This is a genomic window from Streptomyces sp. NPDC048560 (genome assembly GCF_040650955.1).
Lineage (GTDB): Bacteria > Actinomycetota > Actinomycetes > Streptomycetales > Streptomycetaceae > Streptomyces.
The window spans coordinates 247,384-260,502 of the sequence record NZ_JBEZIJ010000011.1 but is presented as its reverse complement, the minus strand read 5'-3'; the positions used below and the strand labels follow the sequence as shown (position 1 = coordinate 260,502).

The following is a 13,119-nucleotide window of genomic DNA, read 5'->3' as shown; positions in this document are numbered from 1 at the left end:
CGTGCGACGTTGCAGGGAGCATGCCCGAGGCGGCGGCGTATGGCAATGCCGGTTGTGCCCTACACCGAGCCTCACCGGTCCGGCCACCCCTCTCCCCTGCCCTTTTCCGCCCTCCACCCTTCCGAGGGGCCGTACGGCGGGCCGGCCTCGGGCGGGCAGTGACCCGGCACGGCACTCGGACGTTAGCCCGACCGTCACGCCGAGCCACCACACGCTTCCAGGGAGCAGAAACCGTGCCCGCAGCCGCGTCCGCACCCCCGGCCGCCCCGACCGGCCCGACGGCCGGCACCCCCCTCTCCGAGACCCTCCCCGCCGCCACGCCACCGGACGCCGTCCGCTGGGCGCCGTTCTGCTGCCTGCTCGTCCCCGCCGCCTTCGCGGTGTACGTCACACGGTTCGGCAGCGCCGCGTCGTGGGCCCTCGGGCTCGCCGCCGTCACCGCGGCCTGCCGGCCTCTGCTGCGCCGCACCGCGCTCGAAACCGTCCGCGCGGCCTCCCCGGCACGCGCCCCCTCGCCCGCGCGTGAGGCCGACAGGGCGCACCGGGGCGGCCGGTGACCGAGGGGTGGTGCGCCGGGTGTGACTGGTTTCCGCGCACACAACCGTTGGTTTTCAGCCAACTTCGCGCAGACGTCCAACTCTTGGTGTTTCGCCCGCCCAACCCACGTGCCAGCAGGCAGGAATAGACCGCGCGGTACGCTTTCACCCAACGGGGACGGGCCAAGATCGTGAGGCGCACTTCCCAGTGCGCCTCACGAGTGGAACGCTTCGTGATCGACAGCTTCGCGCCAAGTTGCCTTGTCGACATAGTGCCGGTGGGAGAACGTGTCACTGCGGCACCACGGGACGCAGTAGATTCGATCATGGGACGAAGTCTGCGGACTCGTGCGAGACCGAGGGGAAACGTGCAGGAGCGACAGGCCCGTAAGGACCAGGGAGACGCGAACACCGAGGGGGGCTTAGCGTCATGAGCCAGGACTCCGCCACCGCAACGGAGGCCGCACGGAAGCTGACCGGGCGGCGACGCCGGGAAGTCGTAGCCGTACTGCTTTTCAGCGGCGGCCCTATCTTCGAGAGCTCCATCCCGCTCTCCGTCTTCGGAATCGACCGGCAGGACGCGGGAGTTCCCCGCTACCGGCTGCTCGTCTGCGGGGGCGAGGAGGGGCCACTGCGCACCACGGGTGGACTCGAACTCAGCACACCGTACGGCCTGGAGGCGATCAGCAGGGCAGGCACCGTCGTGGTGCCCGCCTGGCGGTCCATCACATCGCCACCGCCCGCAGAGGCGTTGGACGCGCTGCGCCGTGCCCACGAGGAGGGCGCTCGCATCGTCGGACTGTGCACCGGGGCGTTCGTCCTCGCCGCGGCCGGCCTGCTGGACGGCCGCCCGGCGACGACACACTGGATGTACGCACCGACGCTGGCCAAGCGCTATCCGTCGGTGCACGTCGATCCGCGTGAGCTCTTCGTCGACGACGGCGATGTACTCACGTCCGCCGGCACGGCCGCCGGAATCGACCTCTGTCTGCACATCGTCCGCACGGACCACGGCACGGAGGCCGCCGGGGCACTGGCCCGCCGGCTCGTCGTGCCGCCGCGTCGCAGTGGCGGTCAGGAGCGCTACCTCGACAGGTCGCTGCCGGAGGAGATCGGTTCCGACCCGCTCGCCGAGGTGGTCGCCTGGGCGCTCGAGCATCTGCACGAACAGTTCGACGTGGAGACGCTGGCCGCACGGGCCTACATGAGCCGGCGGACCTTCGACCGGAGGTTCCGCTCGCTGACCGGCAGCGCGCCGCTCCAGTGGCTCATCACCCAGCGGGTGCTGCAGGCACAGCGGCTGCTGGAGACGTCCGACTACTCGGTCGACGAGGTCGCGGGCCGCTGCGGCTTCCGCTCCCCGGTCGCACTGCGCGGGCACTTCCGACGCCAGCTGGGATCGTCCCCGGCCGCCTACCGGGCCGCGTACCGGGCCCGGCGTCCGCAGGGCGGAGGGCTGGAGAGCATCACCACGGTGCTCGACCCGGTCGTTCCCGCCCAGGGGACTGCCCCGGGCAGGCGCCCCGCTCCGGCCGGGTCCGCCCCGGTCACCGCGGGCTCCGGCGGCCCGATGGAGCACCTGAAGCCGGGCCTGGACGCGTACGCCCCGGGACGCCCGGCCCTGCCGGGGCAGCGCCACGCCCCGTAGGGTGGGGCACATGAACGACCGTATGGTGTGGATCGACTGCGAGATGACCGGGCTCTCGCTGACGGACGACGCACTCATCGAGGTGGCCGCACTGGTCACCGACTCGGAGCTGAACGTGCTCGGCGAAGGGGTGGACATCGTGATCCGCCCGCCGGACGCGGCCCTGGTGACCATGCCCGAGGTGGTGCGGCAGATGCACACCGCCTCGGGGCTCCTCGACGAGCTGGCAGGGGGAACAACCCTGGAAGCCGCCGAGGAGCAGGTCATGGCCTACGTGCGCGAGCACGTGAAGGAGCCCGGCAAGGCCCCGCTCTGCGGAAACTCGGTCGGTACCGACCGGGGCTTCCTCCTGCGGGACATGCCGTCGCTGGAGGGTTACCTCCACTACCGGATCGTCGATGTGTCCTCGGTCAAGGAGCTGGCACGCCGCTGGTACCCGAGGGCGTACTTCAACAGTCCGGCGAAGAACGGCAACCACCGGGCACTGGCGGACATCCGCGATTCGATCACGGAACTCCGCTACTACCGGGAGGCGGTCTTCGTACCGCAGCCCGGCCCCGACTCGGTACGCGCCAAGGAGATCGCGGCGCGCTTCGCGGCTCCAGCGGAGTAGGGACGACCCAGGTCACGGGCCTTTCGGGGCCCGTGGGCGGGGCGGAAACAACGAGGGCGCGAGCACCCTCCCGGACCCTGTACACTTTTTCTCGGCCGGTCAGAAAAGCGACCGGGCGACATGGTGGGTATAGCTCAGCTGGCAGAGCACCTGGTTGTGGTCCAGGATGTCGCGGGTTCAAGTCCCGTTACTCACCCTGAAAGAAGGGCCCCGGTCTTCGGACCGGGGCCCTTCTCGTTGTCCCCGCGGCCCGTCAGGACGAGTCGCGCACGATCAGCTCCGTCGGCAGCACGATGCGCGGGCGGTCGTCGGAGGGGCCGGCGATCTCCTGGAGCAGGACACGCGTCATGGTGCGGCCCATCTCCTCCGTGGGCTGCCGGACGCTGGTGAGCGGCGGGTCCATGTGCCGGGCGACGGCCGAGTCGTCGAAGCCGATCATGGCGATGTCGTCCGGGACCCGGCGGCCCGCCTCCCGCAGGACCTGGCGCGCGCCGGCCGCCATCACGTCCGACGCGACGAAGACCGCGTCGATCTCGGGGCAGCGGCCGAGGAGCTCCCGCATGGCGCGGGCGCCGCCCTCCTCGGTGAAGTCGGCAGGGGCGATCAGGCGCTCGTCGGGGGCCATGCCCGCCGCGGCGACGGCCTCGCGGTAGCCGTCCAGACGGCGCTGGGCGCCGTACACGTCGAGGCGGCCCGTGATCGTGGCGATGGAGCGGCGGCCACGGGAGATGAGGTGCTCGACGGCCGAGCGCGCTCCCTCGAAGTTGTCGGAGTCGACCGACGCCAGGGGTTCGGCGGCGTTCCTGCGACCGCTGATCACACACGGCATACCCAGCTGCTCCAGCAGGTCGGGCAGCGGGTCGTCGGCGTGCACGGAGACCAGCAGCACGCCGTCCACGCGGTGCGCGGTCAGGTACTGCGCCAGCCGGCGCCGCTCGCGGTCGTTGCCCGCGAGGGTGAGCAGCAGCTGCATGTCGGTGTCCTCGAGCGCCGCGCCGACCCCGCGCACGATGTCGGAGAAGTACGGTTCCGCGAAGAACCGGGTCTCCGGCTCGGGCACGACCAGGGCGATGGCGTCCGTGCGGTTGCCCGCCAGGGCGCGGGCGGCACGGTTGGGCACGTACCCCAGTTCGTTCACCGCCGCCTCGACGGTGGCCCGGGTGGTGTCGCTCACGCGCGGTGATCCGTTGATCACCCGGGACACCGTCCCGCGGCCGACGCCCGCCTTGGCCGCGACCTCCTCGAGTGTGGGCCGCCGCCCCTGCCTTCCACGAACAGTCATGGCTGCCCCTCCCAGTCGTCGAAAATTTCTCACAAGCCGATAACTGAAACAAGTCTCGGCGTCCGGTCCCTTGACACCCTCGCGGCGAGCCGCAACCCTTCAACACATCACGTATGGGAGCGCTCCCACCGTACCTGACACATAAATATCCCGCACGTCTCTCACCTGGGCCACAGCACGGAACAACGTACGGACGCGTTCGTGCAGTTGGGCCGGGGAGAGCACGTACAGGGCACTAGGAGGCCGCAATGCGCACTTCTCTCTTCACCCGGGAAACGACCTCACCACCGCCCCGCCGCCGCACGCTCCGCAAGGCCGTGGTCGTCGCAGCCGTCGCCGCCCTCGGCGCCGGACTCCTGGCCGGCTGCGCGGAGGACTCCGGGGACCCGGAGTCCAGCTCGTCCTCCGGCGGCAAGGGCAAGGGCAAGACGACGATCACCGTCGGTGTCTTCGGTGCCTTCGGTCTCAAGGAGGCGGGGCTGTACGACGCGTACATGAAGCTCCACCCCGAGATCAACATCGAGCAGACCTCGATCGAGCGGAACGAGAACTACTACCCGCAGCTGCTCACGCACCTCGCCTCGGGCAGTGGTCTCGCCGACATCCAGGCGATCGAGGTCAACAACATCGCCGAGATCGCCCAGACGCAGTCCTCCAAGCTGGTGGACCTGGGCAAGACCGCCGGGGTGAAGAAGGAGAACTTCCTGGAGTGGAAGTGGTCGCAGGGTACGGACAAGAGCGGTAAGACGATCGCGCTCGGTACCGACATCGGCCCCCAGGGCATCTGCTACCGCAAGGACCTCTTCGAGAAGGCCGGGCTTCCCACCGACCGCGAGGAAGTCGGCGCGCTGTGGGCCGGCGACTGGCAGAAGTTCATCGAAGCGGGCGAGAAGTACAAGGCCAAGGCGCCCAAGGGCACCGCGTTCATCGACTCCGCCTCCGGTCTGATGGCCGCCGTGCAGGGTGGCTCGGCCAAGCGCTACTACGACGAGAACGGGGAGGTCATCTACAAGACCAACCCGGCGGTCAAGGACGCCTGGGACGTCGCCGCGAAGGCGGCCGACCTCGGCCTGACGGCCAAGCTCCAGCAGTTCCAGCCCTCCTGGGACCAGGCCATCGTGAACGGCACCTTCGCCACCATCTCCTGCCCGCCGTGGATGGTCGGGTACATCAAGGACAAGGGCGCCGAGAAGACCGAGGGCAAGTGGGACATCGCCGCCGCGCCCAAGAGCAGCAACTGGGGCGGGTCCTTCCTGACCGTCCCCGAGGCCGGCAAGAACAAGGAGGAGGCCGCCAAGCTCGTCGCCTGGCTGACCGCCCCTGAGCAGCAGGCCACGTTCTTCGCCAAACGGGGCAGCTTCCCGAGCGCGCAGGCCGCGTTCACGCTTCCCGAGGTCGCGGACGCCAAGGACCCGTACGTCAACGACGCCCCGATCGGCAAGATCTTCTCCGACGCCGCCAAGAACATCCCGGTGACCATCGTCGGCCCGAAGGACCTGATCATCGCCCAGAACCTGGCCGATGTCGGGATGCTCCAGGTCGACCAGAAGGGCGTCTCGTCCGAGGACGGCTGGAACGCCGCGGTGAAGGCGATCGACAACGCCCTGGAGAAGTGACCTCCGGTGAGCGGAACGACAAGTAAGTCCCGCACGGCCGCGCCCCTCTCCGAGGGGGGCGCGGCCCCGCGCCGCGTGGGCGACGGCGGCTCATCGGGTCCGGTGCGCAGCGAGCGGCGCAGCCGGCTCTACCGGTGGGACCTGAAGTGGAGTCCCTACGCCTTCGTGGCCCCGTTCTTCGTCTTCTTCCTGGCGTTCGGCCTGTTCCCGCTGCTGTACACGGGGTGGGCCTCGCTCCACCAGGTGGAGCTGACGGCCCCGAACGACATGGAATGGATCGGCCTGCGCAACTTCTCCAGGCTGATGGAGGACGAGTTCTTCTGGAACGCGCTGCGCAACACCCTGACCATCGGGGTCCTTTCCACCGTTCCGCAGCTGCTGATGGCCCTGGGCATCGCGCATCTGCTCAACTACAAGCTCCGCGGCTCGATGTTCTTCCGGGTCGCGATCCTCACCCCGTACGCGACGAGTGTGGCCGCGGCGACGCTCGTGTTCGTGATGCTGTTCGGCCGTGACATCGGAATGATCAACTGGGCGCTGGGTCAGGTCGGGTTCGGTCCGGTGGACTGGGAGAACGGCGAGTGGACCTCGCAGCTCGCCGTGTCGACGATCGTCGTCTGGCGGTGGACCGGCTACAACGCGCTGATCTACCTGGCGGCGATGCAGGCGATCCCGAACGACCTCTACGAGTCGGCGGCGCTGGACGGCGCGACCCGCTGGCAGCAGTTCGTGCACGTGACGATCCCGTCGCTGCGGCCGACGATCCTCTTCACCACGGTGGTGTCGACGATCGGCGCGACCCAGCTCTTCGGTGAGCCGCTCCTGTTCAACCGGGGTGCGGGCGCGACGGGCGGGGCCAACCACCAGTTCCAGACGCTCGGTCTCTATCTGTACGAGCAGGGCTGGGTCAATCTCCACCTCGGCCGGGCCTCGGCCATCGCCTGGACGATGTTCCTGATCCTTCTGCTGATCGGCGCCGTCAACTGGCTGGTCGGCCGTCGTCTGCGCAAGAGCTCATGAGGGGCGACACGATGACAACCCTGACTCCGGCCGACCGGGTGCCGCCGCAGGCGCCGTCGTACGCATCGTCGGGCAGGCGGAAAGGACGGCGCGGCAAGGCCCGCGCCGGCAAGCACCTGCACGGCGGCAAGTTCACCTACGCGGTACTCATCTTCTTCACGGTGATATCGCTCTTCCCCCTGGTGTGGACCGCGATCGCGGCCTCCCGCAACAACCACAGGCTGGCGCAGAATCCGCCGCCGTTCTGGTTCGGCGGCAATCTCTTCAAGAACCTGGAGATCGCCTGGACCGACGCCAACATGGGGTCGGCCCTGCTGAACACCGCGATCGTGGCCGGTTCCATCACCATCGGCACGGTCGTCTTCTCCACCCTTGCGGGCTTCGCCTTCGCCAAGCTCCGCTTCCGCTTCAAGAACGTCCTGCTGCTGCTCGTCATCGGCACGATGATGGTGCCGCCGCAGCTCAGCGTCGTACCGCTGTACATGATGGTCGCCAAGCTCCAGTGGACCGACCAGCTCCAGGCGGTCATCCTGCCGACACTGGTGAGCGCCTTCGGGGTGTTCTTCATGCGGCAGTACCTGATCGGGGCCCTGCCCACCGAGCTCATCGAGGCGGCCCGCGTCGACGGGGCCAGCAGTCTGCGCATCGTGTGGCACGTGGTCTTCCCCGCCGCACGGCCCGCGATGGCGGTGCTCGGGATGCTCACCTTCGTCATGGCCTGGAACGACTTCTTCTGGCCGATCATCGCGCTGACCCAGAACGGCAGCCCCACCGTGCAGGTGGCGCTCACCGGGCTCGGCCGCGGTTACATCCCCGACCAGTCGGTGATCATGGCGGGCGCACTGCTCGGGACGCTGCCTCTGCTGGCCGTCTTCGTGCTCTTCGGCAAGCAGATCGTCGGCGGCATCATGCAGGGCGCCGTCAAGGGCTGACCGCCCGGCCCGCTCCCACTTTTCCCAGGACGCTCTCCTCTCTCAGGACGCCCAGGACACTCAGGACACTCACGGAGGCTCTTCATGTCCGCACACTTTCCGCCCGGTTTCCTCTGGGGGACCGCGACCTCCGCCCATCAGATCGAGGGCGCGGTACGGGAGGACGGCCGTACCCCCTCCATCTGGGACACCTTCAGCCACACTCCGGGCAAGACGGAGGGCGGCGACCACGCCGACGTCGCCACCGACCACTACCACCGCCGCACCGAGGACGTGCAGCTCATCGCGGACCTCGGGGTGAACGCGTACCGCTTCTCCGTCTCCTGGTCCAGGGTCCAGCCGACCGGGCGCGGTCCGGCGGTCCAGCGCGGCCTGGACTTCTACCGGCTCCTGGTCGACGAGCTCCTGGAGCGGGGCGTGAAGCCGATGCTCACGCTCTACCACTGGGATCTCCCGCAGGAGCTGGAGAACGCCGGCGGCTGGACGTCACGGGAGACCTCCCTGCGCTTCGCCGAGTACGCGGGCATCGTCGCGGAGGCGCTCGGCGACCGGGTGGAGCTGTGGACGACGCTCAACGAGCCCTGGTGCAGCGCCTTCCTGGGTTACGCCTCCGGGGTGCACGCCCCGGGCCGTACGGAGCCGGTCGCCGCGCTGCGCGCCGCCCACCACCTGAACCTCGCGCACGGCCTGGGCACGCAGGCGCTGCGCGCGGCGCTGCCCGCCCGCGCCCAGGTCTCGCTGAGCCTCAACCCGAGTGCGGTGCGGCCCCGGACGCAGTCCCCGCAGGACCTGGACGCCGCACGCCGTATCGACGCGCTGGCGAACCGGGTCTTCTCCGACCCGGTCCTGAAGGGCTCGTACCCGCAGGACCTCTTCGAGGACACCGCGCGGCTGACGGACTGGTCGTTCGTGGAGCCGGGCGACCTGGCGGCGATCAACCAGCCGCTGGACTCGCTGGGCATCAACTACTACACACCCACGGTCGTCTCCGACGGCAGTGACGCGAAGGGCCCGCGCCGCGACGGCCACGGGTCGAGCGAGTTCTCGCCGTGGCCCGGTTCGGAGCACGTGGCCTTCCACCAGCCGCCCGGCGAGCAGACCGAGATGGGCTGGTCGATCGACCCGTCGGGCCTGCACGACCTGCTCATGAAGTACACCAAGGAGGCGCCGGGTATGCCTCTGATGGTCACGGAGAACGGTGCGGCGTACCCCGACAAGCAGGGGGACGACGGTGTGGTGCAGGACGTGGAGCGCATCCGCTACCTGCACGGGCATCTGTCGGCGGTCCACCGGGCGATCGCGGACGGGGCCGATGTGCGCGGCTACTTCCTCTGGTCGCTGATGGACAACTTCGAGTGGGCGTACGGCTACGGCAAGCGCTTCGGCATCGTCCACGTCGACTACCCCACCCAGACGCGTACGCCCAAGGCCAGCGCCCACTGGTACGGCGAGCTGGCGAGGACCGGAGTCCTCCCGAAGGCGCCGACCGACTGAGGAACGCCACGGACCGGGGCACGGCGGAACGAGGGTGCCGCCGTGCCCCACTCCCGTCGGTCGCAGGGTGCGGTCGCAGAGCCCGTAGGGCGACCGGGGACATCCGCGGGCCACGGGAAACGGGGCGCGCGCCCCGGCCGGGTGTGGGGGGATGTGGGGCCCGGCCGGGGCGCGCGGAGGGGGTGGCGGTCCGGAGGACTACTCGTACGCGCCGAACGCCTTGGTGAAGGCGAGCGGCTCCTGCACGATCGAGCTGCAACTGGCGTCGGCGGACGGCTTGGCCCCGCCCGGGCAGGCCTTGTCCCGCGTGCCCGACCACATCGCCAGCCGCCCGATGCCCTTCTCCCGGGCGAACGCCACGAGCTGTACGGCGTCCTCCACCTTGAAGATCTCGGTGACGACGTCGTTGACACCGATCATCGGGGTCACCGCGACGGCCTTCCACGCGGCGGCCTCGGAGAGCCCGAGCACGCCCTTGATCTGAGCCTGCGTGGCCGTGGCCGCCTGGGTCGCGTACGTGCCCATGTCGTCGCTGTACGCGGGCCCGTAGTCCATCGCCATGATGTTGACCGCGTCGACCCGGACCCCGTTCTTCTTCGCGTCGGCGATCAGGTCCACGCCGGGCTGGGTCAGCCCCTCGGGCATCACCGGCAGGGTGAAGGAGACGTCCAGGCCGGGGTGCGACTTCTGGAGCTGGGCGATGGCCTGCGAGCGGCGGGAGTTGGCGGCCGTGTCGGGCAGCGCACCGCCCTCGACGTCGAAGTCGACCTTGGTGAGCCCGTAGGTGTCGATCACCTTGCCGTACGCGGCGGCGAGGTCGGCGGCCGAGGAGCAGTTCAGGGCCAGTTCGGCACCGGCCGCGCCACCGAAGGAGACCCGGACGTCGCCGCCCTTCGCCCGCAGAGCACCGATCTGGGAGGCGACCTTGTCGTCACCGAGGCCGGTGACCCCGCCCCAGAGGGGGGCGCAGCCGCCGCCGGAGGTGATGAAGGCGAGGTGGAACTCCTTCACGCCGGTTCTGGTGACGGTGTCCAGGAGGTCGTACGAGGGGTAGAGCGAGGTGTCGATGTACGGGGCGAAGCGCGCCGGCTCCGTGGTGCCGCCGGTCTCGGACGGTGTGGGCGCCGGGGTCGTCGGCGTCGCACTCGGGGCCGCCGTCGTCGCGGAGGCCGTCGGGGTGGGCGTCGGGGCGGGGGAAGCGGTGCCGGTGGGGCGGCCGCTCGGCTCCGGGGTCGTGCCCGGACCGGCCGAGCAGGGGGCCTTGTCGACGAGGCACCCGGCCGGGTCGCCCGCGGTGCCGGCGGAGGTGGTGACGAAGCCGACGGTGACGGACTTCCCCGGGGCGAGCCCGGTGTCCCAGCTCGCGGGCTTCACGGTGACGTGGTTGCCGCTCACCGTGTGCTCGGCGTTCCAGAGGGAGCTGATCCTCGTGCCCGTGGGGAGGTCGAACTCGAGCGTCCAGTCCGAGCGGGTCTCCGCGCTGTCGTTCGTGACGACGTACTGCCCGGTGTAGCCACCGGTCCAGCCGCTGGTCCTGGTGTACGTCGCTCCGACCGCCGCGGCCTGGGCGGTGCCGGTCAGTGCGAAGACCGTGCCACCGATGACCGCCGCGGCGACGACGGCGCCGACCGCCTTGGTGCGGGTGCTCGCCGTCCGGCGGTGCGTGCTGGTGCCCATCGCGTGCCTGCCTCTGTCCTGCGGGGGGTGGGGTTCGCGGCAGACGCTAGCGGTACCGAAGACGGCAATTGGGGCTGTTCGGACCCCGGCCGTGGTTCTTAGGGTTGGCTTAAGGAGCCCATGGGCGCCGGTTAATGCTGGGTGCCCGCCCCGGAGCCGCCTCGGGACTCTGCGTTGCGGCGCAGCACTCCGCGTCGCTGCCGTCCGACCCGGTGTCCACGCCGGCGCCGCTCCGGCCGGCCGCCGTCGAGCCCGATCCAGATGCGTACCTCCGTGCCGCCGAGCACCGACCGGCCGATCCGCAGATCGCCCCCGGTGGACTCCGCGACCCGGCGGACGATGTCGAGCCCGAGCCCGGTCGATCCCACGGCGCCCGCCGCGCCGCCCCGGCCGCTGGAGCCCCGGGTCAGCGCCGCGCGCGGGTCGGCGATGCCGGGGCCGGCGTCGGAGACCAGCACGATGACCGCGTCGCCGCTGTGGTGCACGTCGACGGAGAAGGCGGTGCCCTCGGGGGTGTGCCGGAAGACGTTGCCGAGCAACGCGTCCAGGGCCGCCGCCAGTTCGGGCCGGGCGACCGGGATCCGTACCGTGCGGTCCACTCCCGCCAGGCGCACCGTGCGCCCCTGGTCCTCGGCGAGTGCCGACCAGAAGCCCATCCGTTCCCGGATCACCTCCGAGGCGTCGCAGCCGCCGGCGGCACCCGGCTGCGGGCCCTGCGTCTGGGGACGCTGCTCGCGTGCGGTGCGGATGATGGTGTCGACCTCGCGCTCCAGCTGCTCGACGGCGGCCCGGGTCTGTTCGGCGGCCGGTCCCTCGCCCAGGGAAGCCGCGTTGAGGCGCAGCACGGTGAGCGGGGTGCGCAGCCGGTGCGAGAGGTCGGCGGCCAGCTCGCGCTCGTTGGCGAGGAGTTGGACGACCTGGTCGGCCATGGAGTTGAACGCGACGGCGGCCGAACGGAGTTCGGTCGGCCCCTCCTCCGGAACCCGGGTGCCGAGTCTGCCCTCGCCCAGGTCCTGGGCGGCTCCCGCGAGGCGCTGGGCGGGCTCGACCATGCGTACGCCGAGCCGGTCGGCGACCGCGACCGAGCCGACGATCAGCGCGATCCCGACCCCCGCCAGTACGAGCCAGGCGGTGGCGACCCCGTTGGAGACCTCACCCTCGGGCACGAACACCTCGACCACGGCGATGTCTCCGGAGCCCAGAGCCGTCGGCTGGAGCAGCACGGAGCCGCCGGTGACCTCGGCGACGGCGGCGCGCCCCGACTCGCTCACGGTCTTGAGGTCCTTGCGGGTGGCGCGCCGGGTGCCGATCTCCAGCGCCTGCCGGTCCGGCTCGGCGGCTGCGGGCACATGGACGGCGAGGCGCCCCTCGTCCCCCGGTTCGGTGGACAGGACGGCCCGGGTGAGTTCCTTGCGGTCGGTGGTGATGGAGAGGGTCGGCCCGATGGTGGCCGCCTGCCGCTCGGCGTCGGAGAAGGCCCGGTCGCGGGCCATCTCCTTGATGACGAGCCCGAGGGGTACGGCGAAGGCGATGACGACCATGGCCGTGACGGCCAGGCAGACCTTGACGAGCGCCCATCTCATGCCGGCGGTTCCAGCTTCACGCCGACACCGCGCAGGGTGTGCAGATAGCGGGGCCGGGCGGCGGTCTCACCCAGTTTGCGGCGCAGCCAGGACAGATGCACGTCGATGGTCTGGTCGTCGCCGTAGGACTGCTGCCAGACCTCGGCGAGCAGTTCCCTGCGGGCGACGACGACGCCGGGCCGGCCGGCGAGGAAGGTCAGGAGGTCGAACTCCCGGCGGGTCAGGTCGAGCGTGACCCCGTCCAGTTCGGCCTGGCGGCGCAGCGGGTCTATGGAGAGGCCGCCGACCTGGATGACGCGCGGCGGCGGCGTCCCGCTGCCGGCCGCACGCGAGCGGCGCAGCACGGCGGCCATGCGAGCCGAGAGGTGTTCGACGGAGAACGGCTTGGTCAGGTAGTCGTCGGCGCCGTCGTTGAGGAGCCGTACGATCTCCGCCTCGTCGTCACGCGCCGTCGCGATGATCACGGGCACGTCGGTGATGGACCGGAGCATCTTGAGCGCCTCGGCGCCGTCGAGGTCGGGCAGACCCAGGTCGAGGATGACCACGTCGAAACCGAAGTGCGCCACCTCGCGCAGCGCTTCGAGCGCCGTGCCGACACTCCGTACGGTGTGGGACGCCTCGCTCAGGTGCCGGATGAGGGCGGAACGTACGAACTGGTCGTCCTCGACCACGAGCACACTTGCCATGGGCGGCACCGTAGCCCATCCGGTCGCGCCCG

At 70.6% G+C, this 13,119-nt stretch carries 11 protein-coding genes and 1 tRNA gene; 8 read left to right on the top strand and 4 right to left on the bottom strand.

Annotated elements, in window-relative coordinates; genetic code table 11:
* Positions 1–233: 233 nt before the first annotated feature.
* The 4 genes from AB0C82_RS28160 (at position 234) to AB0C82_RS28145 (ending at position 2,993) form a co-directional block, all read left to right on the top strand.
* Complete coding sequence (locus AB0C82_RS28160) at positions 234–557, top strand: hypothetical protein (protein WP_362847051.1); 324 nt, start codon at positions 234–236, stop codon at positions 555–557.
* 409 nt (positions 558–966) lie between these two features.
* Entirely contained in the window at positions 967–2,184 is a 1,218-nt protein-coding gene (locus tag AB0C82_RS28155) for a helix-turn-helix domain-containing protein (RefSeq protein WP_362847049.1), read from the top strand.
* A gap of 10 nt (positions 2,185–2,194) precedes the next feature.
* A complete protein-coding gene (orn, locus tag AB0C82_RS28150) occupies positions 2,195–2,797 on the top strand; it encodes an oligoribonuclease (RefSeq protein WP_362847047.1) in 603 nt (200 codons plus the stop codon).
* Between the two features lie 123 nt (positions 2,798–2,920).
* Positions 2,921–2,993: transfer RNA gene (locus tag AB0C82_RS28145), tRNA-His, on the top strand.
* Positions 2,994–3,050: 57 nt separating this feature from the next.
* On the opposite strand, the gene AB0C82_RS28140 is transcribed toward AB0C82_RS28145, so the two are convergent.
* On the bottom strand, positions 3,051–4,079 hold the full coding sequence (locus AB0C82_RS28140; protein ID WP_362847045.1) for a LacI family DNA-binding transcriptional regulator: 1,029 nt from the start codon (positions 4,077–4,079) through the stop codon (positions 3,051–3,053).
* Positions 4,080–4,327: 248 nt separating this feature from the next.
* On the opposite strand from AB0C82_RS28140, the gene AB0C82_RS28135 reads away from it, so the two are divergent.
* The 4 genes from AB0C82_RS28135 to AB0C82_RS28120 all read left to right on the top strand — a co-directional run bounded on the left by AB0C82_RS28135 (position 4,328) and on the right by AB0C82_RS28120 (position 9,141).
* A complete protein-coding gene (locus AB0C82_RS28135) occupies positions 4,328–5,695 on the top strand; it encodes an extracellular solute-binding protein (RefSeq protein ID WP_362847043.1) in 1,368 nt (455 codons plus the stop codon).
* Positions 5,696–5,770: 75 nt separating this feature from the next.
* Positions 5,771–6,715, top strand: a complete 945-nt coding sequence (locus tag AB0C82_RS28130; protein ID WP_362847235.1) for a sugar ABC transporter permease — start codon at positions 5,771–5,773, stop codon at positions 6,713–6,715.
* A gap of 11 nt (positions 6,716–6,726) precedes the next feature.
* A complete protein-coding gene (locus AB0C82_RS28125) occupies positions 6,727–7,647 on the top strand; it encodes a carbohydrate ABC transporter permease (RefSeq protein WP_362847041.1) in 921 nt (306 codons plus the stop codon).
* Between the two features lie 84 nt (positions 7,648–7,731).
* Positions 7,732–9,141, top strand: a complete 1,410-nt coding sequence (locus AB0C82_RS28120) for a GH1 family beta-glucosidase (protein WP_362847039.1) — start codon at positions 7,732–7,734, stop codon at positions 9,139–9,141.
* A gap of 198 nt (positions 9,142–9,339) precedes the next feature.
* On the opposite strand, the gene AB0C82_RS28115 is transcribed toward AB0C82_RS28120, so the two are convergent.
* The 3 genes from AB0C82_RS28115 to AB0C82_RS28105 all read right to left on the bottom strand — a co-directional run bounded on the left by AB0C82_RS28115 (position 9,340) and on the right by AB0C82_RS28105 (position 13,087).
* The gene (locus AB0C82_RS28115; protein WP_362847037.1) at positions 9,340–10,818 is read right to left on the bottom strand and encodes a cellulose binding domain-containing protein; all 1,479 of its coding nucleotides are present in this window, start codon (positions 10,816–10,818) and stop codon (positions 9,340–9,342) included.
* Positions 10,819–10,949: 131 nt separating this feature from the next.
* Complete coding sequence (locus AB0C82_RS28110) at positions 10,950–12,401, bottom strand: HAMP domain-containing sensor histidine kinase (protein WP_362847035.1); 1,452 nt, start codon at positions 12,399–12,401, stop codon at positions 10,950–10,952.
* Positions 12,398–13,087 (bottom strand): response regulator transcription factor, encoded by a 690-nt coding sequence (locus AB0C82_RS28105; protein ID WP_362847033.1) that lies wholly within the window; start codon positions 13,085–13,087, stop codon positions 12,398–12,400. Before AB0C82_RS28105 ends, AB0C82_RS28110 begins: the two co-directional genes overlap by 4 nt.
* Between the last annotated feature and the right edge of the window lie 32 nt (positions 13,088–13,119).

Coding starts and splice junctions, on each gene's coding strand:
- AB0C82_RS28120 (WP_362847039.1), top strand. CDS start 7,732: ATGTCCGCACACTTTCCGCCCGGTTTCCTCTGGGGGACCGCGACCTCC.
- AB0C82_RS28125 (WP_362847041.1), top strand. CDS start 6,727: ATGACAACCCTGACTCCGGCCGACCGGGTGCCGCCGCAGGCGCCGTCG.
- AB0C82_RS28105 (WP_362847033.1), bottom strand. CDS start 13,087: ATGGCAAGTGTGCTCGTGGTCGAGGACGACCAGTTCGTACGTTCCGCC.
- AB0C82_RS28135 (WP_362847043.1), top strand. CDS start 4,328: ATGCGCACTTCTCTCTTCACCCGGGAAACGACCTCACCACCGCCCCGC.
- AB0C82_RS28155 (WP_362847049.1), top strand. CDS start 967: ATGAGCCAGGACTCCGCCACCGCAACGGAGGCCGCACGGAAGCTGACC.
- AB0C82_RS28110 (WP_362847035.1), bottom strand. CDS start 12,401: ATGAGATGGGCGCTCGTCAAGGTCTGCCTGGCCGTCACGGCCATGGTC.
- AB0C82_RS28115 (WP_362847037.1), bottom strand. CDS start 10,818: ATGGGCACCAGCACGCACCGCCGGACGGCGAGCACCCGCACCAAGGCG.
- AB0C82_RS28140 (WP_362847045.1), bottom strand. CDS start 4,079: ATGACTGTTCGTGGAAGGCAGGGGCGGCGGCCCACACTCGAGGAGGTC.
- orn (WP_362847047.1), top strand. CDS start 2,195: ATGAACGACCGTATGGTGTGGATCGACTGCGAGATGACCGGGCTCTCG.